Origin of the sequence: Piscirickettsia litoralis, from assembly GCF_001720395.1 — a bacterium.
GTDB classification, from domain to species: domain Bacteria; phylum Pseudomonadota; class Gammaproteobacteria; order Piscirickettsiales; family Piscirickettsiaceae; genus Piscirickettsia; species Piscirickettsia litoralis.
The window spans coordinates 1,482,169-1,507,471 of record NZ_MDTU01000001.1 but is presented as its reverse complement, the minus strand read 5'-3'; the positions used below and the strand labels follow the sequence as shown (position 1 = coordinate 1,507,471).

At 41.9% G+C, this 25,303-nt stretch carries 30 protein-coding genes and 1 pseudogene; 17 read left to right on the top strand and 14 right to left on the bottom strand.

The genetic code is table 11. The annotated features are described in order from the left end of the window. Positions 1–431: 431 nt before the first annotated feature. From BGC07_RS07360 to lipA, 17 genes and pseudogenes are all read left to right on the top strand, one after another. Complete coding sequence (locus BGC07_RS07360) at positions 432–797, top strand: hypothetical protein (protein WP_069312573.1); 366 nt, start codon at positions 432–434, stop codon at positions 795–797. Between the two features lie 95 nt (positions 798–892). Continuing rightward, positions 893–3,370, top strand: a complete 2,478-nt coding sequence (gene leuS / locus BGC07_RS07355) for a leucine--tRNA ligase (RefSeq protein WP_069312572.1) — start codon at positions 893–895, stop codon at positions 3,368–3,370. Beyond that, positions 3,357–3,929, top strand: a complete 573-nt coding sequence (locus BGC07_RS07350) for an LPS-assembly lipoprotein LptE (protein WP_235603020.1) — start codon at positions 3,357–3,359, stop codon at positions 3,927–3,929. Before leuS ends, BGC07_RS07350 begins: the two co-directional genes overlap by 14 nt. Next, on the top strand, positions 3,926–4,954 hold the full coding sequence (gene holA, locus BGC07_RS07345) for a DNA polymerase III subunit delta (RefSeq protein WP_077216805.1): 1,029 nt from the start codon (positions 3,926–3,928) through the stop codon (positions 4,952–4,954). The genes BGC07_RS07350 and holA overlap by 4 nt, the downstream gene beginning before the upstream one ends. Continuing rightward, positions 4,941–5,603: a nicotinate-nucleotide adenylyltransferase gene (gene nadD, locus BGC07_RS07340; RefSeq protein WP_069312570.1), complete on the top strand. Its 663-nt coding sequence runs from the start codon at positions 4,941–4,943 to the stop codon at positions 5,601–5,603. Before holA ends, nadD begins: the two co-directional genes overlap by 14 nt. Beyond that, positions 5,600–5,935, top strand: a complete 336-nt coding sequence (gene rsfS / locus BGC07_RS07335) for a ribosome silencing factor (RefSeq protein WP_069312569.1) — start codon at positions 5,600–5,602, stop codon at positions 5,933–5,935. Before nadD ends, rsfS begins: the two co-directional genes overlap by 4 nt. A gap of 32 nt (positions 5,936–5,967) precedes the next feature. After that, complete coding sequence (gene rlmH, locus BGC07_RS07330; protein ID WP_069312568.1) at positions 5,968–6,438, top strand: 23S rRNA (pseudouridine(1915)-N(3))-methyltransferase RlmH; 471 nt, start codon at positions 5,968–5,970, stop codon at positions 6,436–6,438. A 3-nt stretch (positions 6,439–6,441) separates the two neighbouring features. Beyond that, a complete protein-coding gene (mrdA, locus tag BGC07_RS07325; protein WP_077216958.1) occupies positions 6,442–8,316 on the top strand; it encodes a penicillin-binding protein 2 in 1,875 nt (624 codons plus the stop codon). Further along, positions 8,313–9,449, top strand: a complete 1,137-nt coding sequence (gene rodA / locus BGC07_RS07320) for a rod shape-determining protein RodA (protein ID WP_069312567.1) — start codon at positions 8,313–8,315, stop codon at positions 9,447–9,449. Before mrdA ends, rodA begins: the two co-directional genes overlap by 4 nt. A 13-nt stretch (positions 9,450–9,462) precedes the next feature. After that, positions 9,463–10,499: pseudogene (gene mltB / locus BGC07_RS07315) on the top strand (lytic murein transglycosylase B). Positions 10,500–10,543: 44 nt separating this feature from the next. Next, positions 10,544–10,720, top strand: a complete 177-nt coding sequence (locus BGC07_RS22055; RefSeq protein WP_235603019.1) for a hypothetical protein — start codon at positions 10,544–10,546, stop codon at positions 10,718–10,720. Positions 10,721–10,745: 25 nt separating this feature from the next. Then, positions 10,746–10,994, top strand: coding sequence for an SPOR domain-containing protein (locus BGC07_RS22050; protein ID WP_235603018.1), 249 nt, complete (start codon positions 10,746–10,748; stop codon positions 10,992–10,994). A gap of 25 nt (positions 10,995–11,019) precedes the next feature. Next, positions 11,020–12,258, top strand: coding sequence for a D-alanyl-D-alanine carboxypeptidase family protein (locus BGC07_RS07305; RefSeq protein WP_069312566.1), 1,239 nt, complete (start codon positions 11,020–11,022; stop codon positions 12,256–12,258). Between the two features lie 10 nt (positions 12,259–12,268). Further along, a complete protein-coding gene (locus BGC07_RS07300) occupies positions 12,269–12,958 on the top strand; it encodes an aminotransferase class IV (protein ID WP_235603017.1) in 690 nt (229 codons plus the stop codon). Between the two features lies 1 nt (position 12,959). Next, positions 12,960–13,121 carry a hypothetical protein gene (locus tag BGC07_RS22045; RefSeq protein WP_235603016.1) on the top strand — a complete coding sequence of 54 codons (162 nt, stop codon included), beginning with the start codon at positions 12,960–12,962 and terminating at the stop codon, positions 13,119–13,121. 28 nt (positions 13,122–13,149) lie between these two features. Next, positions 13,150–13,797, top strand: coding sequence for a lipoyl(octanoyl) transferase LipB (lipB, locus tag BGC07_RS07295; RefSeq protein WP_069312565.1), 648 nt, complete (start codon positions 13,150–13,152; stop codon positions 13,795–13,797). Beyond that, positions 13,794–14,753 (top strand): lipoyl synthase, encoded by a 960-nt coding sequence (gene lipA / locus BGC07_RS07290; RefSeq protein WP_069312564.1) that lies wholly within the window; start codon positions 13,794–13,796, stop codon positions 14,751–14,753. The genes lipB and lipA overlap by 4 nt, the downstream gene beginning before the upstream one ends. Positions 14,754–15,040: 287 nt before the next feature. Here the strand turns inward: lipA and BGC07_RS07285 are convergent, their stop codons facing one another. The 14 genes from BGC07_RS07285 to fabG form a co-directional block, all read right to left on the bottom strand. After that, positions 15,041–15,526 carry a hypothetical protein gene (locus BGC07_RS07285; protein ID WP_069312563.1) on the bottom strand — a complete coding sequence of 162 codons (486 nt, stop codon included), beginning with the start codon at positions 15,524–15,526 and terminating at the stop codon, positions 15,041–15,043. Further along, on the bottom strand, positions 15,474–16,211 hold the full coding sequence (locus tag BGC07_RS07280; RefSeq protein ID WP_069312562.1) for an RNA-directed DNA polymerase: 738 nt from the start codon (positions 16,209–16,211) through the stop codon (positions 15,474–15,476). The genes BGC07_RS07285 and BGC07_RS07280 overlap by 53 nt, the downstream gene beginning before the upstream one ends. 98 nt (positions 16,212–16,309) lie before the next feature. Next, positions 16,310–17,158, bottom strand: coding sequence for a GNAT family N-acetyltransferase (locus tag BGC07_RS07275; RefSeq protein ID WP_069312561.1), 849 nt, complete (start codon positions 17,156–17,158; stop codon positions 16,310–16,312). 27 nt (positions 17,159–17,185) lie between these two features. Next, a complete protein-coding gene (locus tag BGC07_RS07270) occupies positions 17,186–18,088 on the bottom strand; it encodes a polysaccharide deacetylase family protein (protein WP_069313824.1) in 903 nt (300 codons plus the stop codon). Positions 18,089–18,178: 90 nt separating this feature from the next. Then, positions 18,179–19,462: an NAD(P)/FAD-dependent oxidoreductase gene (locus tag BGC07_RS07265; protein ID WP_069312560.1), complete on the bottom strand. Its 1,284-nt coding sequence runs from the start codon at positions 19,460–19,462 to the stop codon at positions 18,179–18,181. After that, positions 19,459–20,169 (bottom strand): class I SAM-dependent methyltransferase, encoded by a 711-nt coding sequence (locus BGC07_RS07260; protein WP_069312559.1) that lies wholly within the window; start codon positions 20,167–20,169, stop codon positions 19,459–19,461. Before BGC07_RS07260 ends, BGC07_RS07265 begins: the two co-directional genes overlap by 4 nt. A gap of 1 nt (position 20,170) precedes the next feature. After that, positions 20,171–20,437: a phosphopantetheine-binding protein gene (locus BGC07_RS07255; RefSeq protein ID WP_201258127.1), complete on the bottom strand. Its 267-nt coding sequence runs from the start codon at positions 20,435–20,437 to the stop codon at positions 20,171–20,173. Positions 20,438–20,521: 84 nt separating this feature from the next. Further along, the gene (locus BGC07_RS07250; RefSeq protein WP_069312558.1) at positions 20,522–20,908 is read right to left on the bottom strand and encodes a hypothetical protein; all 387 of its coding nucleotides are present in this window, start codon (positions 20,906–20,908) and stop codon (positions 20,522–20,524) included. A gap of 314 nt (positions 20,909–21,222) precedes the next feature. Next, positions 21,223–21,837 (bottom strand): COG4648 family protein, encoded by a 615-nt coding sequence (locus BGC07_RS07245; protein ID WP_069312557.1) that lies wholly within the window; start codon positions 21,835–21,837, stop codon positions 21,223–21,225. Next, positions 21,838–22,674: an ABC transporter permease gene (locus tag BGC07_RS07240; protein ID WP_158006887.1), complete on the bottom strand. Its 837-nt coding sequence runs from the start codon at positions 22,672–22,674 to the stop codon at positions 21,838–21,840. Next, positions 22,595–22,996 carry a hypothetical protein gene (locus tag BGC07_RS20580; RefSeq protein ID WP_069312555.1) on the bottom strand — a complete coding sequence of 134 codons (402 nt, stop codon included), beginning with the start codon at positions 22,994–22,996 and terminating at the stop codon, positions 22,595–22,597. Before BGC07_RS20580 ends, BGC07_RS07240 begins: the two co-directional genes overlap by 80 nt. 54 nt (positions 22,997–23,050) lie before the next feature. After that, positions 23,051–23,773, bottom strand: coding sequence for an ABC transporter ATP-binding protein (locus tag BGC07_RS07230; RefSeq protein WP_069312554.1), 723 nt, complete (start codon positions 23,771–23,773; stop codon positions 23,051–23,053). Then, the gene (locus BGC07_RS07225) at positions 23,766–24,572 is read right to left on the bottom strand and encodes a glycosyltransferase family 2 protein (protein WP_069312553.1); all 807 of its coding nucleotides are present in this window, start codon (positions 24,570–24,572) and stop codon (positions 23,766–23,768) included. Before BGC07_RS07225 ends, BGC07_RS07230 begins: the two co-directional genes overlap by 8 nt. After that, positions 24,553–25,278, bottom strand: a complete 726-nt coding sequence (gene fabG, locus BGC07_RS07220) for a 3-oxoacyl-ACP reductase FabG (protein WP_069312552.1) — start codon at positions 25,276–25,278, stop codon at positions 24,553–24,555. The genes BGC07_RS07225 and fabG overlap by 20 nt, the downstream gene beginning before the upstream one ends. Positions 25,279–25,303: the final 25 nt, after the last annotated feature.

Below are 25,303 nucleotides of genomic sequence, written 5' to 3'. Positions count from 1 at the left end.
AATATCAGCTATCAGCAGCATGATATTTTTGAGCGCGAGAATAATGATAGTGAGTCCTTTTGGGCAGGGCCGGCATTATGCTGGCACGCCTAGTGACAAGGGAGTTGAGGTTGATTTTACTGGGGCTGTTCATTAGCACCCGGCCATTATTCATCTCATTTATGCTATAAAACACAAGTTTGTCGCTATTTTTACTGAATAAGCGCGAGTTTTGGTTGCTGTGTTGGGTGTGGTATTGCCTATGTCTTTTTGCCAAGATTTCTTTGGTTGAGTCTTTGGTGTGCGTTGCTTATTAACTTGTCGGTCTTAGTGTCTACTTTTTGATTGCTAACTGGATTATATATTGATTTATAACGAAAAATTGAAATTATTTTTGTAAGCTATTTTTTGTTATACTGTCTTGAAGTTATTTCTATTGTGACTGAGTGCTTATGAGTTTTGTCCGTGTTGCGCCACCTAAGGCGAAATTTTTAAATAAATCAATCATTATGCTGGTTGCTGGAGGCTGTGCTCTCTTATTAGTCCTTGCCTTTGTCAGCGCATTACAACCGCCGGTTCAACAGGCTGAGCGTTACCAGATCACAACACGCAAGATTAATATTTTGCCAGAGGCGAATATAGCTCAACTGCCAAATTACACCGAGGCCAAAGAAATCAATGAGTTATTAAACCGTCACCGTCCTCCAGTTGGTCGTGCACCCTTGTGGGCGAATTGGTTAGAAGGGCAATTGCAACAGATGACAGGCACACAGCAGCAGATGATGAATCAGGCGCAGCGTCTCGTGTTGGCAAATTAATGATTGTAAGTGATTATTATTTTTGCTAGTACGCATTGCAGTTTCAAGTAAAAAATTAAAAGTTAAACATTAAATAATCGAATTAGTTGGGTATTATGCAAGAGTACAAATATGATGCTAAAAGTGTAGAAGCTTCCGTGCAGCACTTTTGGGATAAGACACAAAGTTTTCTCGCCAAAGAAGATCTAAACAAGGAAAAATTCTATTGCCTATGCATGTTCCCCTATCCGAGCGGTAAACTGCATATGGGGCATGTGCGTAATTATACCCTCGGTGATGTGGTCAGCCGTTATCAACGCATGAAAGGCAAGAATGTTATGCAGCCGATGGGCTGGGATGCGTTTGGCCTTCCTGCAGAAAACGCCGCCATGAAGCATGATGTGCCACCGGCACGCTGGACCTATGAAAATATTAACTATATGCGGGATCAGCTAAAATCCTTAGGCTTTGGCTATGATTGGTCACGTGAAATTGCCACCTGTGATCCGAATTATTATCGCTGGGAGCAGTGGCTATTCTTGCAAATGTACAAAAAGGGCTTGGTTTATAAGAAAAACTCAGTGGTAAACTGGGATCCTGTCGATAAGACCGTGCTTGCCAATGAGCAAGTGGTTGATGGTCGTGGCTGGCGTTCTGGCGCGCTGGTTGAGCGCCGTGAGATTCCACAATGGTTTATTAAAATTACTGATTACGCTGATGAATTATTAAAAGATTTGGATCAGCTGACCGAATGGCCTGAACAGGTGCGGACGATGCAAAGCAACTGGATCGGTCGTTCAGAAGGTGTAGAGATTGATTTTAAGTTGGCACACAAGGAGGATGACTCCTCTGCACTGACTGTTTTTACTACACGTCCTGATACATTGATGGGAGTCAGCTTTATTTCGGTTGCCGCCGGTCACCCTTTAGCACAGCAGGCTGCTAAGAATAATCCAGAACTCGCAAATTTTTTACAAGAGTGTAATACTGCGTCCGTTGCAGAAGCGGACATTGCGACCATGGAAAAGAAAGGCATGGCTACCGGCTTCTTTGCGATTCACCCAATTTCAGGTGAGAAAGTACCCGTGTGGGTGGCGAATTTTGTCTTGATGGGGTATGGCACCGGTGCGGTGATGGCCGTTCCTGCTCATGATCAGCGCGATTATGAGTTTGCCAATAAATATGACTTAGCGATTAAGCAAGTGATCGAAGCTGAGGGTGATTTAGCCCAAGCGGCAATTACAGAAAAAGGCACACTTATTAACTCTCAGCCCTTTAGCGATGGCTTAAATTTTGATGATTCTTTTAAAGCAATTAGTGAGTATTTAGAAATTCATCAGGCAGGGCGCGTGACGGTCAATTATCGTTTACGTGATTGGGGCATTTCACGTCAGCGCTATTGGGGTGCGCCGATACCGATGATCAATTGCGCATCATGCGGTGTGGTGCCGGTGCCGGAGGCCGATCTACCGGTACGTTTGCCAGAGGATGTGATCGTTAAAGGAGATGGTTCGCCGCTAAAACGTATGCCTGAATTTGTCAATACGGCCTGTCCGAAATGTCAGGGGCCAGCAGAACGTGAGACAGATACCTTTGATACTTTTATGGAGTCCTCTTGGTATTATGCTCGGTTCGCCTCTTTTGATAATGCTCAGGCGATGCTTGATGAGCGAGCGTCATATTGGGCGCCGGTGGATCAATATATCGGTGGGGTTGAGCACGCTATCTTACACCTGCTTTACGCGCGCTTCTTCCATAAGGTCATGCGTGATGAAGGTTTAGTCAGTTCGGATGAGCCGTTTAAAGCGCTATTAACTCAAGGTATGGTGTTAAAAGATGGTGCGAAGATGTCAAAATCTAAGGGCAATACTGTTGACCCTCAAGAACTAATCGAACGCTATGGTGCTGATACGGTACGCCTATTTACCATGTTCGCTGCGCCTCCTGAGCAATCATTAGAATGGTCTGATGCCGGTGTAGAAGGAGCCTATCGCTTTATTCGTCGGATTTGGAACTTTGCTCATGAACATAAAGAGAATTTAGTTGCCCAGAATCAAGATTATTCCAGTGAGCATAAAAGGAATTATAGCGGTGCCAGTGATGAACTCTTGGAGTTGCGCCGCGATGCCCATGAGGTGTTAAAGCAGGCTTTGTATGATTTTGAGCGTTATCAGTTTAATACTGTGGTTGCCGCAGGGATGAAGCTTGCCAATATTTGGCAGCGTTTGCCTGAAAATGACAGATTGAGTGCCGAGTTTGCTCATGAGCTGATGAGCATGATGCTGCGCTTATTATCACCGATTATCCCGCATGTGACCCAAGCGTTATGGCGTGAATTAGGTTTTGGTGAGAGTGTGTTGACCGCACCCTGGCCTGAGGTTGATCCGGCAGCATTGGTGACGCAATCGATAGAGCTAATCGTGCAAGTGAATGGTAAGTTACGCGATAAAATTAAAGTGGCAACAAGCGCAGACCGCGCGGCTATAGAGGCTGCGGCGACTGCAAGTGAAAAGGTGCAAAACTTTATTGCCGATAAAACAGTGCGTAAGGTGATTGTTGTGCCTAACCGCCTTGTTAATATTGTCGCGAATTAATAAACAAGCCCTAGCCGTACAGACTTTATTGCATGCTTGGTATGAAATGAGTTTTACGGCTGTTACTTTAGGATGGCACGCCATGCGTATTCGAGCTTTTTTCTTGCCCGTTATTATATTATCTCTAGCGTTTTTATTGACTGCCTGTGGTTTTCAGCTGCGTGGCAAGGCGCCGGTTTCTGGAACCGTGTCTTTGGCATCAACCGGTATGCCGCAATTGACCCAAATCGTCCGTTCGAATTGGCAGGCTCAAGGAATCCGCTTTGTTTCTGAAAAGGACAGTGATTATAGAGTGCGATTATTAAAAGAAACCAATAACCGTTATATTATGACAGGTTTTAATTCAAGCAGTTCGACACAGCAGTATCAGGTGGTAGAAACTCTGTATTTCTCTATTTTGGATAAAAAAGGCAAATACTTGGTTAAAAATGGCAACTTAACAGCCTCGGCCTTAGCGACACAAAATAATACGCAACAGTATAACCCTGACTTGATCGAAGGGTTGCGTAGTCAACTTGCGAATCAACTACTGTGGCGTTTGGGAGCGCTAAGTTCTTGAAACTCTCTGCCAACGAGTTTTATGCTAAATTAAAGCAAGGAAAACTTTCTTCAAACTGTTATTGGTTTCATGGCGATGAGATGTTGTTGGTGCAAGAAGCGGCCAACCTTGTGCGAGAGCAAGTGCGCGACCAAGGTGTCGCTTGTGAGCGTCGGGTTTTTTATGCGGATTTGCCCGGGTTTGACTGGCAGAGTTTCTTGTTGGCAGCATCGAGCGGTTCGTTGTTTTCTGAGCAGCGTATTTTAGAGTTACGTTTGTTAGAACAAAAGCCGACTGTGCAAATTCTAGGCTATATTCAGCAGTTTCTCTCACAAAATAGCCCTGATAATTTATTAATGATTAGTTCACAAAAATTAGAGAGCCGGCTACAAAAGCACAAGATATTTTTGGCTCTTAGTAAGCAATGTGTTGAAGTGCCTTTTTGGCCATTGCAAGGGCGTAATTTACAACAATGGCTCAGTCAGCGCGCGCGTACACTAAAGCTATCATTGACTACGGGTGCGCTTGATTATTTATATATGCAAACCGAAGGGAATTTATTGGCTGCAGCACAAGAGTTAGATAAGCTGGCTTTGCTTTATGAAGGCAAACCGCTTGATGAGGCGATGATTGCCGAGCATGTTGCGCAAGGAGCGCGCTTTCAGGTTTTCCAGTTGATGGATGACATTCTCGCACGTCAATCTGAAACGGTCTTACGTGCTCTAGCCGGTTTGGAATTGCAAGGTGAAAGTGAAGTTTTAGTGCTGTGGGGACTGCTGCGGGATATCCGCTTATTGCTAAAGGTGAAATCTGGCGCAAGTGAAGCTGAATTACGTCGTGACAATGTGTGGCCACGGCGCATGCGTCTATTGCAACAGGCGGCGCGGGGTTTATCGGTGAGTACACTTGAGCGTTTGATTTTAGAGTGTCAGAAAGTAGAACTTATGATTAAAGGCGTTAACCCAGGCGCTCCTTGGCAAGCATTAACAAGGGTCACTTGCGTGCTGATGGGACTAAAAGGAAGTGAATGGTATGAAAAACAATGAAAGTGTGCAAGAAATCGCTCTTTTCGGGGGTACGTTTGATCCGATTCATATTGGCCATTTGCGGATTGCTTATGAGCTTCATCAGACCGGGTTTTTTGATAAATTTTCCTTTATGCCCTGTTATCAGCCGGTGCATAAAGAGGCGGAGCGCGATGTGTCTGTTCAAGTGCGCCTTGCCATGTTAGAATCCGCCCTCGAAGATACGCCGTTTACGGTAGAGCGCGCTGAAATTGACCGCGAAGGGCCTTCTTATGCGGTAGATACCTTAGAAGGCTTGAAAAAAGCGCAGGTAAATCAGCGCTTTTATTTTGTAATGGGCTCCGATTCGTTATTAAGCTTTCATAAATGGCATCGTTTTCAGCGCTTACTTGAATTGACCCACCTCATTGTTGTAGGTCGGCCTGGCTTTGATATCGATGAAAAAAGTGCTGTGATGGAATATGTGAAAGGTCGGCAGGCCAGCTCTCTTGAGCAGCTTAAAGCCCAGGATGCTGGATTGGTTTATATGAGTCCATTGACCATGTTGGCTATATCATCGACGGATCTGCGTGAGCGCCTACAAAAAAATGAAAGTATTCGTTATTTGGTTCCAAGTGCTGTGGAAAAAATGATTCTACAATCGAATTGTTATAGAGAGAAGAAAACGTGAATGCAAAGACAGAAAAGTTAACTCAAGTGATTAATCATGCGCTTGAAGAAGCTAAAGCGAAAAATATCGTTGTTTTAGATGTAGCTGAAATGACCAGCATTACCGATCATATGATGGTCGCTTCTGGAACATCCAGTCGTCATTTAAAAGCTCTTGCGAATGCGGTCATTAGCGATGTTAAAGCACAAGGTTTTGAAGTTTTAGGCATTGAAGGTGAAGCGGGGGCTGAGTGGATATTGGTGGATATGGCCGATGTGATTTTGCATGTGATGCTGCCAGAGACCCGTGAGTTTTATAATCTTGAAAAATTCTGGTCAATGCCTGCGGCTTAGTTATACTTATTATTGAGCAGATTAAATTTATTATGAAAATTAATTTAATTGCGATTGGTAAAAAAATGCCTGCCTGGGTGAAAGCGGGTTTTGATGAATATGCACGGCGTTTACCGGTAGGCTGTGCTTTGCAGCTAGTTGAAATTGAAGCGGCAAAGCGAGGTAAACGATTTGATGTGAGTCGCGCCTTGCGCCAAGAAGGTGCTGCAATGATCGAGGCGATTCCTAAGGGAACCCTGGTTGTTGCATTGGATGTAAAAGGGAAAGCCTGGTGTACTGAGCAATTATCGGGCCAGTTGGAAAACTGGCAAGGTGGTGGTCGTGATGTTAGTTTATTGATTGGCGGGCCGGAAGGTCTTGCACCAGAATGCTTAGCAAAAGCAGAGTTGCGTTGGTCTTTATCCGCGCTGACCTTACCTCATCCACTCGTGCGTATTGTCGTTGCGGAGCAACTTTATCGAGCATGGACGGTACTGAATAATCACCCTTACCATCGTGCTTGATTGATGACGGAACAAAAGGTTCGTCTGTGCATAGGGAGTGCGCATGGGGGGCAGTGGCTAGAGGACAGTCATAAAGCTGAAGGCTATTTCAAACAACGCATTTTTCAGGCTTTGTTAATTGTTAGTAGCTTGTTATTACTACTTGCTGGACGCTTGGCTTATTTGCAGCTGATCGATCATTCGCGTTATTCGACATTATCACGTAATAACTACATTCGTGCAGTGCCTTTAGTGCCTAAACGCGGCTTAATTTATGACCGTAATGGTGTCTTACTTGCCGAAAATATTCCTGTATATAGTTTGGATATTATTCCAGAGCGTAATAAAAATATTAAACAAACGATTGCGCGCTTAGGCCAGCTATTACCGATCCGTAAAGAAGATATCAAAAGCTTTTACAACCAACGTCGTTTGCGTCATTCTTTCGATAGCATTCCTTTATTGGATGATCTAAGCCATGAGCAAATGGCGAAGTTTTCTGTAAATCAACATCGTTTTCCAGGGGTGCAGGTCACTGCCCGGCTTAAACGCCATTACACCTTAGGGCCTGAATTTGCGCCGGTACTCGGTTATGTCAGTCGCATTAGCGAACAGGACTTAAAAAAAGTCGATAAGGTCAATTATCGCGGGACTTATACGCTGGGGAAAACAGGAGTTGAAGCGCAATATGAGACATTGTTGCACGGCAAAGTCGGTTATGAAGAAGTCGAAGTGAATGTTCATGGTCGCCAGGTTCGTGTTGTTAAGCATATTGAGTCGATTCCTGGGAAAAACTTATATTTAACGATTGATGCGAAACTCCAGCAAGCGGCTTATAAAGCATTTAAAGGAAAAAAAGGAGCGATGGTGGCTCTTGACCCTAAAACAGGTGGTGTAATCGCCATGGTCAGTGTACCCAGTTATAACGCAAATTTATTTGCTGATGGCATTTCTCGCAAAGACTATCATGCGCTACAGCGCTCACCCGATCATCCTTTATTTAATCGCGCATTACGAGGTAAATACCCTCCAGCATCTACTGTAAAACCTTTTATGGCCTTACTCGGTTTAGAAAGTCAGGCGATTACCAAAAATACGATATTCCATGATCCTGGTTACTTTCAGTTAAAAGGCAGCACACGTAAGTTTCGTGATTGGAAAAAAGAAGGGCATGGTCGGGTTAATTTAAATAAAGCCGTGGCAGAATCGGTAGATACTTATTTTTATCAACTTGCCCATCAATTGGGCATTAATAAAATGCATGAGTTCATGTCTGCTTTTGGTTTTGGTAAAAAATCAGGAATAGATTTACCTGGAGAGGTCACGCCGGTTTACCCAAATAGTGCTTGGAAGCAACAGGCTCTAGGACAAGTGTGGTTTCCAGGGGAAACGGTGATCGCTGGGATTGGTCAAGGCTATGTGCAAGCGACGCCGATGCAGCTTGCGACATCGACTATGTTATTAGCCAATCGAGGGCAGTCCTATCGCCCTCATGTTCTAGGTGCTGTTGTTGATGCAAAGAAAAATACCAAGCCTGCGCTAGCATTATTGCCTAAGGTAAAATTAGATCAGGAGCGTCACTGGAATTATGTTGAGCGCGCGATGGAAAGTGTAGTGACAATGCCGACAGGAACTGCGCACTATTTGAGCCGAGGGCTTGAATATCGACTTGCCGGAAAAACTGGAACCGCGCAGGTATTTTCATTTGGTGAGGATCGTGAAGAGTCGCAAAAACTGATGGATAAAAAGAAAAACCTTAGGCACCATACTTGGTTTATTGCTTATGCGCCGATTAAAAATCCAGAAATCGTTGTTGTGGTTTTATTAGAGCATTCTAATGGTGCTGCAAAGATTGCCAGGAAAGTTATGGACTATTACCTGCTTGAGGAGCAAGCATGATTGCAAGGTTATACCGCTTTTTTTATGGCGATAACTCAGCAGGAATTAATTCAAAGCCATTGATGCAAAGAATACATTTGGATAGCACTTTATTGATTTTATTAATTCTACTGGCTGTCTGCGGTTGTGCTTTGTTATATAGTGCTAGTGGCCAGAGTGTGACGGCATTGAAACATCAAGGGATGCGTTTGACAGCAGCTTTTGCGGCAATGTTAATTCTTGCGCAAATTTCGCCACGTTATTATCAGCGCTCGGCAAGTTGGCTTTATTGCTTTGGCGTGGTCTTGCTTGCTGCGGTGTTATTATTCGGTCATGTTAGTAATGGTGCACAGCGTTGGTTAGATTTAGGTGTTTTTCAGTTTCAGCCGGCAGAATTTATGAAAATAGCCTTACCCGTTGCTTTGGCGGCTTTTTTAAGTGAGCGTGAGCCGCCACTGCCTTTGGGTTTTATTTTAATTGCTTTGGCGATTGTTGCTGTGCCTTTTTCTTTAATTATTAAACAACCTGATTTAGGTACAGCGTTATTAATTGGTGCCAGTGGCTTTTTTGTGATCTTTTTAGCAGGAATCAGTTGGCGTTGGCTGTTATTTATGCTGGGTAGTCTGGCTGTGTGTGCACCGATTATTTGGCAATTTTTACATGCTTATCAAAAAAAACGCATCTTAACGTTGTTAAACCCTGAAAGTGATCCATTGGGCAGTGGCTATCATATTATTCAATCGAAAATTGCGATTGGTTCAGGTGGATTTGCGGGTAAAGGCTTATTACAAGGGACGCAATCTAATTTAGAATTTTTACCTGAGCGGACGACGGACTTTATTTTTTCAGTGCTTGGCGAAGAAGCTGGTTTTATCGGTGCGATAGTCGTATTAACCTTATATTTTCTCATTATTGTTCGTGGTAGTTTTATTGCTTTAAATGCTGAAGATCAGTTTTCACGGCTACTTGCCGGAAGTTTGGTTTTAACCTTTTTTACTTATGTGTTTGTGAATATTGGTATGGTTTCTGGTTTATTACCTGTTGTTGGTGTGCCATTGCCGTTAATTAGTTATGGTGGCTCATCAATGGTGACCTTAATGGCAGGATTTGGTATTTTAATGTCTATTCAAACACATAAGAAAGCAGTAGTGTAACTGTGGATGGGGAATGATTAAGATGAAACGATGTTATTGGCTCGGGCTTTTTATATTTTTGAATTGCTTTTTAGCGATAAATTATGCCGCTTCAGGGGAGACTGCATTTATTAAACGGGCTGATGTTCAGGCATATATTAATAACCTAGTAAAGCAGCATGGCTTTAAAAAGCAACAGGTCGAAAACTGGTTTTCAGGTGTCAAGATTAATGATCGTGCATTAAAAATATTAAAGCGCCCAGCAGAAAAAGTATGGACATGGCAGCAGTACCGCGGTTGGTTAGTTTCTAATAAACGCGCTAAAGCCGGTGCTAAATTTTGGCAGAATAATAGCTATTGGTTAAAGCGAGCAGAGCAAATTTATGGGGTGCCCCCGCAAATTATTTTAGCCATTATTGGTGTTGAAAGTTCATATGGAAAAAATGTCGGTGGCTTTCCAACTTTTAACGTGCTGACAACCTTAGCTTTTGATTACAAAAGGCGCAGTAAGTTTTTAAGCGTGAATTAACACAATTTTTACTATTAATGCGTGATCAAAAAATGAACCCACTAAAAATACAGGGCTCTTATGCTGGTGCTTTAGGTTTACCACAATTTATGCCAAGCAGTTATCGGCATTATGCTGTGGATTTTTCTGGGGATGGGCATAAAAACTTATTTAATAATGATGCCGATGTCATTGGCAGTATTGCTAATTATTTTAAGAAGCATGGCTGGCAGGGTAATCGACCCATTGCAGTTAAAGCAAACGTCTCTGGTCGTAAATTCCAGCAAATCATTAAAATGGGTATTAAGCCAAAATATACTATTGCTCAATTGCGCAAATTCGGTATTTATCCACAAGATAAAGTGGACTCTAGCTTAAAAGCGGCACTCATTGAGCTTGATGGTAAAAATGGTTCTGAGTATTGGCTGGCTTTTCAGGATTTTTATGCCATTACCCGTTATAACCATAGCCAAAAATATGCGATGGCCGTGTATGACTTAAGTCAGGAAATTGTGCATTATCGTCGTTTAGCACTTAAAGAAAGCCAGAAGAAGCGTTCTTAAGCAGGTATTTTAAATTTAGGGCGTTTTAGTATTAAAGGTGGGTTGTGAAAAAATTAATAGAGTTTTGTTCAGCAGTTTTTTATGTATTGGTGCTGACGTATAGTCATGCTTGGGCGATGGCTCCGGTTGAGACGTTAACACCGACGGTATTGCCTAACGCTAAAAAAATGCCGTATCAACATCAAACGATGAAAAAAAACCAAAACAGAGCTAAATACTAGAACGCCTCATGCTCAGCCTAAAATTATGTCAAAATCTGAAAGTCCAGGCTTTACCCGCTATTTACAAGTCGCGGCGTTTAAGCAGTATGAAGATGCGATTAGTACGATAGAAAGCTTAAGGTCATTGACTGGAGAGTATAGAATTTATCTTAAACGTAAAAATGGGTTTAATATTATAAGAGTGGGGCCATTGATGAGCTTAAAGGCGACATTGCGATTACAGATTAAATTAAGTCGTAATGGCTATCGGGATACAATGATAGTGATGACTTAGTGATAAATGCTTTGGAGGGATACAGATGAGAAAAACATTATGGCTGTTTTGTATGGCAGGAAGCCTAGTTTTCGCAGGGCCAGGATTTGCAGCATCCGCAGCAAATACAGAAGCTAGCAAGGCAGAAAAAGCACCGGCGCAGAAACTAAACTATCCAAGCAAGATGTATTTATCTTTGCCAAGAAACATGGTGCCACCGATTAATGTTCAGGCTAAGTCTTGGATTTTGATGGACTACAATAGTGGTCAAGTGCTTGCTAGTGGCAATCCGGATGAACGTCTCTCTCCGGCAAGCTTAACCAAAGTGATGTCTTATTATGTTGTTGCCGAAGCGTTGCGCGATGGCAAAATTAAAACGACGGATAAAGTGAGGATTAGCCGCAAAGCTTGGAAGACAGGTGGTTCGCGGATGTTTGTGAAAGCGGGTGATAGCGTCAGCGTCAAAGATTTATTACAAGGCATGGTTGTGCAATCGGGTAATGATGCCACGGTGGCCCTTGCTGAATATGTGGCAGGCAGTGAAGATGCTTTTGTCGTTTTGATGAACCGTGTTGCTAAACGTTTGGGTATGCTACAAACGAATTTTACTAATACGACAGGATTGCCCCATATAGAAGGTAAAACAACCGCGCGAGATCTAGGAATTTTAGTTCGGGATTTAATTGAAAATTATCCTAAAGAATATCAGCTATATTCGCAAAAATGGTTTTCTTGGTCGGGAATTAAGCAACCTAACCGTAATCGTTTACTTTGGCATTTTGAGGGGGCTGATGGAGTTAAAACCGGTTATACCAAAGATGCTGGCTATTGCTTAATTTCTTCGGCCAAGCGCGACGGTATGCGTTTAATCGCTGTGGTGATGGGCAGTAAAAATGAACGCGCGCGTGTGAATGAAAGCCAAAAATTACTCACTTATGGTTTTCGCTTTTTTGAAGACCGCTTGCTCTATAAAAAAGATCAAGTGATTGCCACACCTAAAGTATGGCTAAGTGCCACAGAACAAGTGAAATTAGGCTTAAAAGAAAACCTTTATCTCACCGTTCCTTATGGCGAAGCAAAAGACTTAAAAGCCTCTTTGAAAATTGCCAATTATCTAAAAGCACCTGTGATCGAAGGGCAGAGTTATGGTCGTTTAGTAATCAGTTTTAAAGGAAAAACAATTTTAGAACGGCCACTCGTCGCCTTAGATAATGCGAAAGAAGGCGGTATGTGGACGAAAATTTCAGGGCAGGTCAGCCTGTTTTTCCATCAATTATTTGGATAAGAGGTCAATCATGCAGGCTTATTATAATAATCAGTTTATGTTGCTCGATGAGGTTAAAGTCTCGCCGCTGGATCGCGGCTTTTTATTTGGCGATGGCGTTTATGAAGTGATTCCCGTTTATAACAGGCGTTTGTTTAAAGGTGAAGAGCACTTAATTCGTTTAGAAAATAGCCTGGATCAAACTCGCATCGAAAACCCACTGTCCAGAGCCGAATGGCTAGAGATACTCAATCAGCTCATTGAAAGCAATAGCGAACGCTTGGGCGATGATCAGGCGGTTTATTTACAAGTTACTCGGGGCTATGCGCCGGTGCGTAATCATGCCTTTCCAGACCAGAGTGAATCGACGGTGTTTGCCTATAGCATGCCGTTAACCCCTCCCGATTACGGCGATGCGAACTATCCAGGAGCGAATGTCGTGACTTGCGAGGATGAGCGGTGGCAGCGCTGTGATATTAAGTCAGTCAATTTGCTAGCCAATGCGATGGCCAATCAATATGCCCGGGATAATAATGCGGCTGAGGCTATTTTGCTACGAGGGGGTAATGTTGTTGAGGCGACTTCATCGAATGTCTTTATCGTTAAGAATAAGGTGATCTTAACACCACCGAAAGATAATATCCTAGGCGGCATTACTCGTCAATGTGTGTTAGATCTCGCTAAAAAATCAGGGTTTAAAATTTCAAGAAACTGTGATTAGTGTGGACGATTTGCTCAGCGCCGATGAAGTTTGGTTGACGAGCTCAACAAAAGAGGTTCAACCCATCGTTCAGGTAAATCAACAGCTTATTGCAGATGGCAAGCCTGGTCCGCTATGGCGACAGATGATTAGCTATTATCAGCAGGAGAAAGCTCTGGCATAATAAAGCCCTCTAAAGCGTGAGGGCAGTGATGAATACGCCGTTGAATATACGCTGGCTGGGGCAGGTTGCCTATGAGGAAAGCTGGCAGAAGATGAAAGAGTTTACCCATAACCGCACGGATGCGTGCTTAGATGAGCTATGGGTGGTTGAACATCCGCGCGTGTTTACTCAAGGCCAAGCCGGTAAGAGCGAACATGTTTTAAATCCAGGTGATATCCCGATTGTTCAGACGGACCGAGGTGGTCAGGTGACCTATCATGGCCCAGGTCAGCTTGTTATCTACTGTTTATTGAATATCAGCCGCCTAAAAATAGGGGTACGCGGTTTAGTTTGCCTGATCGAGTCTTCGGTGCAAAACATTCTCAAATCATGGGGAATCGACAGTCATTTGCGTGACAAGGCTCCTGGCGTTTATGTTGAGGGCGCAAAGATTTCAGCGCTGGGTTTGCGGTTTCGCCGTGGTTGTTGCTATCATGGCCTCAGTTTGAACGTGAGTATGGACTTAGAGCCCTTTGATCGCATCAACCCATGTGGTTATGAAGGTTTACAAGTCACACAAGTCAGTCATCTGGGTGGACCAGATTCTATTGATATTGCTGCCAATGCTTTGATTGAACAATTATCATCACGCTTAGGCTATACAGCGACTGAGCATAAAGTTGGATGGGATAAATGAGTGAAGTAAAAACAAAAAAAGACCCGTATCGTAAGCAACGTGGCGAGGAAAAACTTGCCCGTATTCCAGTGAAAATTGAGCCGACCACAGAGCGCTTACCCAAACCTGATTGGATACGCGTTAAACTCCCATCAAATAACAAAGTCGCCGAGTTAAAACAACGCCTGCGTGATCGTAAATTGCACAGTGTCTGTGAAGAAGCCGCTTGCCCTAATTTGCCCGAATGCTTTGGCCATGGCACCGCGACCTTTATGATTATGGGTGATAAATGTACCCGTCGTTGCAGTTTTTGTGATGTGGCCCACGGTCGTCCGGATGCACTCGATGCCTCTGAGCCTAAGCACTTAGCAGAATCAGTTAAAGAGATGCAGTTAAAATATGTCGTCATCACTTCAGTCGATCGTGATGATTTGCGTGATGGCGGTTCAAATCATTTTGCCGAGTGTGTGCGTGAAGTGCGTACATTGTGCCCGAATACCCGTGTTGAGATTCTAGTCCCAGATTTTCGTGGTCGCATGGACGTAGCAATTGATGTATTAACCACAGAAGCGCCCGATGTCTTTAATCATAACTTGGAAACCGCGCCGCGTTTATATCGCCAAGCACGCCCAGGTTCTGATTATCAATGGTCGCTAGACTTGCTTAAAAAATACAAGGCACGTAACCCAAATGTCGCAACGAAATCAGGCATTATGGTCGGCCTTGGTGAGACCAAAGAAGAAGTCCTGCAGGTGATTCAAGATTTACGTGATCATGACGTAGAAATGCTAACTGTTGGCCAGTATTTACAACCCTCACGTTTTCATATGCCAGTTTCTCGTTATGTTACCCCAAGCGAGTTTGCTGAATATAAGGAATTTGCTGAAAGCATCGGCTTTACCAATGCGGCTAGTGGCCCGATGGTGCGTTCTTCCTACCATGCGGATTTGCAGGCGCAGGGTGAGGTGGTTGAGTAATTAGCTTTTGAGGGGCTTTTTATCGAGCCTCTCAGAAGGTTAATAAATGGAGAAGGGGTTGACTTCAGATGATGAGACTCTCGGCCCACATTGGTTTAGCTTATCAGCATCATGTATGCTTGTATTTGTAATAGCATTCTTTAGATCTTTATGATTTAGCCAGTCTGAATTCCACAGCTCTATTTTATTGTCGTTATTAATTCTTTTACAAAGTTTTTCTTTTAAGCCTAAATCTTCATTTAGGTGATACGTGATTCTTTGTACCCATATTTCTAAATAGCTGGTATTTAGTGATGAGCTAGTGAGTTTTTTATATATTTTTTTGCTATTTCTTTTTGTTTGCTTATGTTATTAAAGTCATTTAGGAGGTGGCTTAAAATAGCTGTACCTACTGGGTAGTTTGATGGACATCTAGAGATAATATCAGTAATAATACTTATTGTTAAAATGGGATCATTATATAGTGCATTGTTTTCTTCAATCTGTGTAAGGATATTACTTAATAAGGCCTTTACCTTACCTGAACTGGGAAAGTCATTACTAAACATTTTTATAAATAATAGTTGGTTATCTAGGTCTCCTTCTAATGGCTTACAATGATTATATCGAATATAATTTAATTTATCACTTTTAATCGAGCTGCATATAATATCGCTAGACTGTATTGTTTTAGTAGGGTTGAGCTGGAATCCGAAATCTGCAATAGCTTGTGTCAATATATTAGAAATTTTTTGCAAGCTCTTCTCTGTCATTTGAAAAAATTCGATAGTCATCTCTGTACCTGATTATTTTATACTTACCAATTCCACTATCATCTAATTTATTGGATAGTATTCTATCAAGGCAACCAAGAACTATCTCAGCGATAAAGTCCATCAGGACTGAGCCTTGAGGAATTCCATTAGTTTGATCAAAGTTTAATTGTCTTATTTTTTTATCAATTTTATTACCAAGAAGCTTCTTACAGCTTCTGTGTTTTTTTGCAAACTCCTTACCGTGCAATGCCCAAGCAATTGAATGTGTGTATATAGATGGGTAGCAGTTTGCAATGTCAGTATGAAGAATAAATTGAAAATCTAGTGATGATCGAATTGACTCTTTTTCAACATGCTCTAGCCAAAATGCAATACGTGAGCCAATACCATATGGCTCAAATATTTCAACTTGAGGTAAACTCATACAAGTAATTTTTGGGTTGCTTTTAAAGTCGTCGAATTTTGACTGTATGAGTGACCAGTTGGTTTCTTTCGTAATCTCTCTGACTAAGTCAATATAAAGTAATGGATGGATTAAGCAAAGGGAGCGCCAAGTATATTTTCCATCTTTATTAATTAGTATATTGTGATTGGTATTTACATGGCGGGGCTTGATTTCGGAAGCGTAACAGTCTGCTAGATTGTTAATGCTTTTAGAGGAAAGCATATCATTAATTTTATTTAGAGCAATAGAAAAAGTCAAAGTAAGGTGGGAGTTCTATTTTGGAATAGCTTTTAGACTTTAAGAAAAACTCTCTAGCTTGATTGCAGTCTAATTCAATTATTTCTTGCATTTCATTATCACCCCAACTCAAACGTTGTGATTCCAAATACTTTATTTAAATTAATATCAGGCTGGCCATTTTTATACATACGATTGGTAGCAAAGACTTGTTTCATTTTATATTTATCAACGAGTTTTTTGGCAGCGTCATTGGGTAAGGGAATATCTAAATAAATAGGGAAACTTTCAGCTTGTGAGCAGGCGGCTAAAAATAAAGCTTCGGCTTGATCAAAATCATCTGCAAATAGTGGACCTATTTTATATCCTTGATAACAAGGCCGCATGACGATATAGCCTTGTAGTTGATTATTATCCATATAAGCATAGGAAAATGCACCGGCTTGATTGATCCAAAATTTTAAAAACTGTTCTCGATACGCAGGGAAGCATTCTCGATCGTAATCAAGTAATTGTTGTAATGGAACTTTAGCAATATTTATAATATTTGAATTTTCTGGAATTTCTTGTTTAATCGGCTCTAAAAGTTCAAATCGAGCATTACAGTAAACATTTTTGTAGCCAATTTTTTCGTAAGTTGATATTTTTTCTAACACGCCATCAAGGCCAACAAGTCGATCACCAACATAATCTAAGCGCGCCTTGGTAAGGGGAAAGCCATAATTTTTACCGCGAAACTCTTCTTTTACTATGTATAAACCACAAAAAGCAAAATGAGAGTCGTAAATCACCGCACTACCGACAGCGATGATTTCACCATCGAGCTCACCTTTGAAAAAACCATGTGAATCGGATAGGTAAAAACATTTTGCATCATTAAGACCTGGATTCCAACCTTCTTTTCTTGCCCAATCAATAGCAATTTGCACTTCAGCTTCGGTCATGGTTGAGATTACGTAATTATCCATGTATTTCTCCTGGTTTAATATATTAATTTAATTAGAAGGATGGTTGTTGTACCAGTGATGGGCTATTTCTTCTCTTGTACAAAGCCAAATGTTTTTATGGCGTAAGATATAATCTATGAATTTTTTAATAATTTCACTGCGACCGGGTCGGCCAGATAACCTTGGGTGTAAGCCAACACTCATCATTTTGGGTGATGTTTTACCTTCTTGATATAAACAATCAAAGGTATTTTTAAGGTGGTTCAGAAAGTCTTCTCCTGAGTTCCAGCCAGGTTGCATGGCATAACGGCCATCATTGCAATCGAGTGTATAGGGAATGATTAAATGTGATGTATTATTGCCCTTGTTTTTTAGCCAATAGGGCAAATCATCGCTATAGCTTTCAGAGTCATATTTTAAACCATGCTCTATAATTAATTCACGAGTAAATGGGCTGCGACGACCAGTATACCAGCCAGAAACGGCTTTATTGGTTTTCTCTTTGATAATAGTCAGTGTTTTTTGAAAATGAATTTTTTCCTCAGCTTTAGTAAAATTTTGGTAGCTAATCCAACGATAGCCATGGCCGGCGATTTCATGAGAGCTGTTTTTTAAGTAGTCACAAAGAAGTGGGTTAAGCTCAAGGGCTAAGCCTGTAGCAAAAAAAGTGATTGGAATATTTTTATCATCAAATAGTTTTAATAACCGCCAAATGCCACAGCGTGAGCCATATTCAAACATAGACTCACTGGACAAATGACGTTGATTAGAAAGAGGAGTTATTCCTGGTAAATCGGTGAGGTAACTTTCTGACTGAGCATCGCCGTGAATAACATTGCTTTCAGCCCCTTCTTCATAGTTTACAACAAAATTAATGGCAATTTGTGCCTGGTCAGGCCATTTTGGCTGAATGGGCTTTGAGCCGTAACCGACAAGATCTCGAGTTGTCATTGTAAAATATAGCCCTTTGGCAGTGATCTTAATCATACCCTAGCACTGTTTTAAATTATCAGGCAACTGCTGAGGCTTAAAAGGGCAATATTAGCGTTTGAGTGTATGAAATAGCTTGTGGATATGATAGAAGCACTGAAATAAGAAGAGTCGTGATCGGACTTGTGTGTTATCGAAAACATCACCGGATAGGATGGAAATAATGGCTTCTTCAACACGAAATGTATTTTTAGAGTTCATAAATAAATGTTGGAAGCTTGGGGAGAGCATGTGATAAATCATCCAGGCAAAGCCTTTGATGCCGCGTTGGACAAATTTACTATAGCTTTTTAACGCCTGTTCTTGTTGCTTTGGAGATTTTAAGCAAATATCGATAGTTTCGGCGGCTTTAAATGCAGATCGCAATGCGATATGCACGCCGCTGGAAAATACCGGGTCAACAAAGCCAAAGGCATCTCCGACGGCTAAGTAGTTTTTGCCATAGATTTTACTGGACAAATAAGAGTAATTTCCTGTGGCTTGAGCTTGATTGATTAGTGTTGCAGTGTTTAGGTGTGTCGTGAGTTTAGGGCATAATTTAATGGTATCACGTAAAAATTGATCTAAGTTACCTCGACGAGTTTTCAAATACTCAGGGCTACAAACAGCACCGACGCTGACAGTGCCATCGCTAAAAGGGATGAGCCAGCACCAACCATGCTTAAACCAATAAACGCCGATATTTCCCGAGGATAATTCAGGAAATTCTGTAGCGCTTGAAAAGTGAGCAAAGATAGCGGCGCTGCGATGTTTTGGATTGGCTTGCTTAATTTTATATTTACTGGCCATAAAAGTATCGCGACCACTGGCATCAATAATAAAGCGACTTTGATAGATTTTTTCTTTTGTTATAACTGTATTATCTTTACTTTTTATTTTATGAAGGACTGTGATCGTGGGCTTTTCAGCGTTGAGCTCACAGTGAGTGACTTGCGTGTTTTCAAAACAGCTAACACCGTGTTTTTTGCAAGCATGGAATAAAGTGGCATCAAAGCTCGCCCGTTTAACTTGAAAAGCATGAGGGGTGTCTTTAGTGAGCGAGTTTTTAAATAAATAGGATTTATGCTGATCATGCGTTTCTGAAAAAAAACTGGCCCCTAGCTTGCGTTGGCCGATACTTTCAATTTGATCATAAACGCCTAACTTTTTGAGCAAGGGCATGGACATGGGAAGTAGCGATTCACCAATATGAAAACGCGGGTGCTCTGTTTTTTCAAATAAGGCAACATCCCAGCCTTGCTGCGCGAGTAATGAAGCTGTTGTTGTACCTGCTGGCCCTCCGCCGATAACGATGACATCATAGTTGGTGTTAGCATTGGTATCAGAGTTTGTCATGGTTTTATAGCGACTAAATTAAGGAGTTTAGGCTCTTTTAGTGGCTTTTTATAGCCAAATAACTTATGAATTAAGCCATAGTCTGAACGCGCCCACCAGAGGTCGGGGGTTGAGGTGTGGTTTTGATCAAGCTTAAAGCCGGCTTTTTTGATCATATGGATATATTCAGCAGCATCACGTTGAACATGCATGGGGTGGCGAAAAAATAACCGAATGCTCCAAGAGTGGATATAGCTACGCGTAGACTCAGCGAATAGGAGTAATCCGCCTGGCTTTAAGAGGCGATAGAACTCATTTAGCGCTTGTTCTTGCTCCACAATATGGTGAAATGCCTGGTGACAAAAGATAAGGTCAACAGAGTGATCTGCCAGATTGATTTTAGCGGCATGATTATGAAGAATCTCAGTCGTACAGGCACATGTTTTGGCAGCATGGCGTGCTTGTGGGCCCATATCGGTGGTTTCTATATCTAAGCCGATGATTTTTTTAGGGTGGAAGCGACGTTGTAACAGCCTGAAACTTAAGCCATGGCCACAGCCGATATCTAATATTGTGTGATAGCGAGGCTGTTTTTCTGGGATTAAACCTTCTAATTGTTTAATTGCAGCACGTAATACTTGGTCTCGCCAGGTTCTTGTCTTTAAAAACCACACACCGATCTTGGTATCGGCGACATAAGAATAATCTTGTTCGCTAGCCGAGTTCATATTATTTCGTTTTATTTTTTTCAACGAAGGCGGCGAGCGTGGCAAGAGAAGTAAATGCTTGATCATTGCTCTTATCATCTGAGCGTAAGCCACAGCTGTATTTTTTTTCTAAAACAGTGGCAAGTTCTAAACCATCGATAGAATCTAGGGCAAGGCCATCGTCACTGAAAAGAGGCTCTTCTGGGGAAATTTGCTCTGCGGCCATGTCTAGGTGCAAGACTTCAACCATGAGTTGAGCAATTTCTAATTGAAAAGGGGTCTGTTCCACGTGTTTACCTTTTTATATTTAATAACCAGGGACAATAAGGCACAGAAGTAAATATGACTTCTGTGCGAATTATTAATTATATGATTAATGGGCAGCTAAGTTAACTTGAGCGATGATTTTCTTCTCAAGGTTGCTGATCCACCAGTTATAGTGGCGGCGAATAGTGCTGTTTTTAGCGTCGTATTCGAAGCCCGCACTGTTGGCACGGGTAATGCTGAAGGATTGAGTGCTATATTTGATATTGACTACAGCAAGGTGTTTGCCTTGAGCATAGGTTGCTTTAATCAGTCCTGGTTTGACTTCTGTCATCTTCCAGCCGATCTGCCCACCAGCCGTTAAGATTGCTTTTTTCATTTGAGGGGAGGTGATACTGTTGGGGACAGGGTGATTGTTGACATTATACAGTGTAGTTGAACATCCTGCGACAACAGCGACTAAAGTTGCGATTAAGAGTAACTTGAGTTTTTTCATGCTTTTTATCCTATTTTATAAAAACTTATATTTTTGACTTGGTGCCCCTCACATGAGCGCCTTATTCGCCAAAAATTAGTTATGATTAAATTTTTGATCATTATAACTAAAATCCGGCAGCTTGACTCGGAAGAATAGCGAGCTTTGCTTAAATTAAGCTTAATAGCGGGTGTTACACTGTTCATGCGTTAACTTGCCAAAAGCGTATATAATGGGCGTGTGTTGATGTATCAAATCCTTTTGTTCATTTAATGTTAGGGCAGTGTAAATCAAAAGTTGCTGTTTTTTCAAGTATTATGAGCATTTAGAATGCGCTAGGGCTTGAGGTTGTTTTTTATCACTTTTGGGGAGTGAATGATTGTATTTTTAATGCTATTAATTAAGCCATGAGCGCGCTCAGGAAATCGGTAGCTGCGGTAATAATACTCAAGAATGAAAAAAAGCCCAGTAATAATATAGTTAATAATCGCAGTGTAAAGTAGCCAAATAAAATTACTGGTATAGACACTGAGTAAAATACAAATCATGCCTTGAGCGGTTAGAAACACGCCCCAAGCAAGCGTCATCTGCCGGCAGTAAGCTTGAACCTGGGAAGGCAAAGGCGAGCGTTCAAGCTTAGCGTATTGGGCAATCAAAGGGGATTCTTTCTTTAAGCTTGCTAAAAAAATAGCAGCGATGGCAAAGTTAATAAAAGCAGGAGTGAGCTTTAAAGTGATGGCGTGAGCATAAAAAAAGGCAAAACACAGAGCAATCAACAGCGCAAATAATATAATCAAGTTAAGGTAATTTTTTTTGAGGAGTTGTTTATAGCTATGAAAAAGTAAAAAACTGATTAAGAAAAGTACTGTAATTGAACTGATGCCTGATTTAATTGCTAAGAAAATAATCAGTGGATAAGCGATAACAAGGAAGATTCTAAGGTATAGCATTTAGCGCTCAGAGATTTTTGAGAGTTTATAACTACCCACTAAAAAGCAAACAACAGCAAATAACAATGAGTTGCCAATGAGCAGCAGGCTGGGGAAGTTATGATTTAAGGATTGCCAAAGGAGTTGTTGTGCCCAATAGAGTGGGGAGTAGTGACTGATGAGCTGTAAGTTCTCTGGCATCAGATAAGTTGGCACCATAATGCCACCGATGGCGGCGGCGACAATGACAAATAAACTACCGATGCTTGAGACTTGTTCATAACTTCTTAGCCAGCTGCCTAAAAGAATGGCAGTGCAGGCGGCGGTGATAGAGATAACCAAGCCGCTGGTTAAGCTGAGTAATAGGGCTAGGCTTGTTAACTCTAATGCCGGCAAGTGTAACAACGGAAAGATAAAATAAGCGATAACAAACATTAATAGTAGCTGGCAGAGATTAATCACGAGGTAACTCAACATTTTGCCCAGTAAAAAGCCAGCTTTATGTGCTGGAGCGATAAAGATGCGATCTAATACGCCGCAATCACGTTCTCGTAGTAAGGTGCCTGCCGCAGGGATAATAATAAAAAACATGCCAAAAACGGCCCAAGCGCTGACATTGTGGATAATCGTTGAGTTATTATCTTGATGTGCGTTTGGATGATTAAAATGGATGAAACCAGTGAGGTTTGCAGGTGGCTTGATTGGAGTGCCTAAGACCTCGCTCATGACACTCTGTGCGGTTTGAAGTTGAAGTTCGGTTAATGCCTTATTGATTTGCTCATGCAGTGACTCTATGAATACATGCGGTGCTGTGGGGCTGGTGGTGATTGTGATAATGGGTGTGGCTTTTTTGGGCACTTGATTGACCGATGCTCTGTTGTTTAATGATTTGGCTAAATTTCTCACTGGCATCGGCGGAGATCTCAATTAAAACTCGATTTGCATGAGAAGCAACCTGTTTTTTGGCACGCTGAATTAATCTTGTTTCTTTGGGGTTTAGTGTTTTTATATCAATGCTCGGCTGTTTTTTTATTGTTGTAATAAATTGTTTGCTGAGTTTTCCTGAATCTTGGTTGATGAGGTAAAGCGTTAAAGACGGGCCGTTTTGCTCGAGAGTATGAAATTGAATGATAGAGATGACCAGCAAAAAAATGGCTGGCATAGCAAATAAGGTGAGCATGCCGAGTCGGTCTCGCCAGAGTAATTTAAGTTCTTTTTTGAAAATGGGTAAAAATTAACATGATTGCTGTTTTCCGGTGAGTTCTAAGAAGGCATCGCCTAAATTATCAGCGTGGCTTTGTTTGATTACTTCTTGGCAGCTACCGTGTGCCAAGACTTTACCCGTATCGAGTATGGCGATAGGGTTGCATAGTTTGGCAACTTCTTCTAGATAGTGACTGGTATAAATGAGAGTTGTGCCTTGTTGGTGCAAGGAAAGTAATGCGTCGAAAATAATGTTACGTGAATAAGGGTCAATATGAGCGGTCGGCTCATCGAGTAGGAGTAACTGTGGTTGATGGACGATGCCTGCTGCAATATTGGCGCGACGTTGAATACCTCCTGAGCATTTGGATAGGGAAAGGTCAGTATATTTTTCAAGTTTAGTAAATTGAATGACTTGATTGACTTGGCTCGTTAGCGTCTTACCCGTTAAACCATACAGGCTTGCGAAGTATTGGATATTTTCTTTGACGGTTAAATGTGGATACAGGGCAATATGTTGCGGGACAAAGCCGATGACTTTTTTTTGTTGGGTTGCAGGGCATTGATTGATACGAATTTGGCCTTTAGAGGGTTTTAATAAACCTGCAAGCATGGAAAATAGCGTGGTTTTACCGCTGCCATTGGGGCCGAGCAAACCAAAAAAATCACCTTGTGCTATGGTTAAATTTAAAGTGTCTATAGCCGGAGCTGCTTGCCCTTTATAGTGCTTACTGACATTAATAAACTCAATCATTATAGCGCTCTTCTTTTGCTTGTTTTAGTAAGTTATTATTTAAAATGGTCATGGGTGGGCCAAAAATTACCTGATAAAGTCCAGGAAGGTTAAATTTTTTTTGTAAAAGTTTAGTCGCGACAATGCGGATGATTCTCATCACATCTTTACTGGGGTGAAAATAGCTCGGGCGAGCGTCTTCTTTATAAATCGTTGAAATTGGCACGCCCAAGCAAGAGTAGCCTTGCCAGAGGCTATTGATTAATAACCGGCTTTCATCACTAAAACCATCACTTAAGGAGCACTGTTCTGAGGTTTTGGGCAGGCTTTTGATCGGATAAAGTCGATAGCCGCATTGGGTGTCTTTTAAGCGTGACCCTGCTGCCCATGAAATCCAAAAATCAGCAATGCAGTTGGCCATGTGGCGTAATTTCGGTGCATGAGCGGTTTTATTTTGGCGGACGCCGATAAGCAATGATTCAGGGTAATGGGTTGCTGCATTAATAAAATCAGGGAGAAATTGAGGGAGGTGCTGACCATCAGCATCGAGAGTGAGTACTGCATCGGCTTGTTGTTCTTTTGCTAGGGCAAAGGCCTTCAATAGGCTTGCGCCTTTACCTAAGCGTGTTGGATTTTGAATACATTGCACTGGATATTGATTGATTATTGCTTGAGTGCGATCGGTTGAGCCATCGCTAATAACAATAATATTTTGGATATATTCGAGTGTACCTTCAATGACGGCCTGTAGCGTTTTTTCTTCATTGAGTGCTGGGATGATCGCAATAATTTCCATAGGATTAACTTGTAAGCAAGGCACCGTTGATGCCAATGGTTTGGCCTGAAATGTAGCTAGCTTCCTCAGAACATAAAAAACCAACGAGGGCGGCGACCTCTTCGGGTTGCCCGGCGCGTTTCATGGGAACTAGGCGTTTGATTTCCTCTTTAGGAAATGCATTTTCTATCATTTGGCTGTCGATGATGCCAGGGGAGACCGCATTGACGGTAATGCCCCGTGAGGCGACTTCCAAAGCGAGAGAACGCGTTGCGCCCTCTAAGCCAGCTTTAGCCGCAGAATAGTTAACTTGGCCACGATTACCCGCAGATGCGGCTGATGAAATATTAATAACACGGCCCCAGCGCGTGCGCATCATTGGCATGATGATTTCTCGAGTAACATGGTAAAAGCCATTTAAATGGGTATTAATCACGTGCTGCCATTGGTCTTTATTCATACCGGCAAACGGAGTGTCTTGATGGGTGCCGGCATTATTGATCAGCACTTGAATCGCGCTGTTTTCTTCTTGGTAAGGTTTTAGTGCGGTTTGCACTTGTTTGCCATCATTTAAGTCGAAGTTTAGCATATGGGCACTGCCACCTTGATCAATGATTGCTTTAACTAGCTGATTGCCTTTGGCAATATTTTTATGGCTATGGACGAGTACTTCAAAATCTTTGGCTAAACGCTGAGTAATTGCTGTGCCGAGTACACCACTCGCTCCGGTAATTAATGCACGTTTTTTCATGGTATTTTATTATCCTTGTTGTATC

What these genes read in the sequence shown, in the direction of transcription:
- BGC07_RS22050 (WP_235603018.1), top strand. Translation starts at nt 10,746, where the DNA reads ATGTCAAAATCTGAAAGTCCAGGCTTTACCCGCTATTTACAAGTCGCG.
- BGC07_RS07230 (WP_069312554.1), bottom strand. Translation starts at nt 23,773, where the DNA reads ATGATTGAGTTTATTAATGTCAGTAAGCACTATAAAGGGCAAGCAGCT.
- fabG (WP_069312552.1), bottom strand. Translation starts at nt 25,278, where the DNA reads ATGAAAAAACGTGCATTAATTACCGGAGCGAGTGGTGTACTCGGCACA.
- leuS (WP_069312572.1), top strand. Translation starts at nt 893, where the DNA reads ATGCAAGAGTACAAATATGATGCTAAAAGTGTAGAAGCTTCCGTGCAG.
- BGC07_RS20580 (WP_069312555.1), bottom strand. Translation starts at nt 22,996, where the DNA reads ATGCTCACCTTATTTGCTATGCCAGCCATTTTTTTGCTGGTCATCTCT.
- rlmH (WP_069312568.1), top strand. Translation starts at nt 5,968, where the DNA reads ATGAAAATTAATTTAATTGCGATTGGTAAAAAAATGCCTGCCTGGGTG.
- BGC07_RS07305 (WP_069312566.1), top strand. Translation starts at nt 11,020, where the DNA reads ATGAGAAAAACATTATGGCTGTTTTGTATGGCAGGAAGCCTAGTTTTC.
- rodA (WP_069312567.1), top strand. Translation starts at nt 8,313, where the DNA reads ATGATTGCAAGGTTATACCGCTTTTTTTATGGCGATAACTCAGCAGGA.
- BGC07_RS07275 (WP_069312561.1), bottom strand. Translation starts at nt 17,158, where the DNA reads ATGGATAATTACGTAATCTCAACCATGACCGAAGCTGAAGTGCAAATT.
- lipB (WP_069312565.1), top strand. Translation starts at nt 13,150, where the DNA reads ATGAATACGCCGTTGAATATACGCTGGCTGGGGCAGGTTGCCTATGAG.
- mrdA (WP_077216958.1), top strand. Translation starts at nt 6,442, where the DNA reads ATGACGGAACAAAAGGTTCGTCTGTGCATAGGGAGTGCGCATGGGGGG.
- BGC07_RS07250 (WP_069312558.1), bottom strand. Translation starts at nt 20,908, where the DNA reads ATGAAAAAACTCAAGTTACTCTTAATCGCAACTTTAGTCGCTGTTGTC.
- nadD (WP_069312570.1), top strand. Translation starts at nt 4,941, where the DNA reads ATGAAAAACAATGAAAGTGTGCAAGAAATCGCTCTTTTCGGGGGTACG.
- BGC07_RS07300 (WP_235603017.1), top strand. Translation starts at nt 12,269, where the DNA reads ATGCAGGCTTATTATAATAATCAGTTTATGTTGCTCGATGAGGTTAAA.
- BGC07_RS07260 (WP_069312559.1), bottom strand. Translation starts at nt 20,169, where the DNA reads ATGAACTCGGCTAGCGAACAAGATTATTCTTATGTCGCCGATACCAAG.
- BGC07_RS07270 (WP_069313824.1), bottom strand. Translation starts at nt 18,088, where the DNA reads ATGACAACTCGAGATCTTGTCGGTTACGGCTCAAAGCCCATTCAGCCA.
- lipA (WP_069312564.1), top strand. Translation starts at nt 13,794, where the DNA reads ATGAGTGAAGTAAAAACAAAAAAAGACCCGTATCGTAAGCAACGTGGC.
- BGC07_RS07245 (WP_069312557.1), bottom strand. Translation starts at nt 21,837, where the DNA reads ATGCTATACCTTAGAATCTTCCTTGTTATCGCTTATCCACTGATTATT.
- BGC07_RS07265 (WP_069312560.1), bottom strand. Translation starts at nt 19,462, where the DNA reads ATGACAAACTCTGATACCAATGCTAACACCAACTATGATGTCATCGTT.
- BGC07_RS07360 (WP_069312573.1), top strand. Translation starts at nt 432, where the DNA reads ATGAGTTTTGTCCGTGTTGCGCCACCTAAGGCGAAATTTTTAAATAAA.
- BGC07_RS07285 (WP_069312563.1), bottom strand. Translation starts at nt 15,526, where the DNA reads ATGACTATCGAATTTTTTCAAATGACAGAGAAGAGCTTGCAAAAAATT.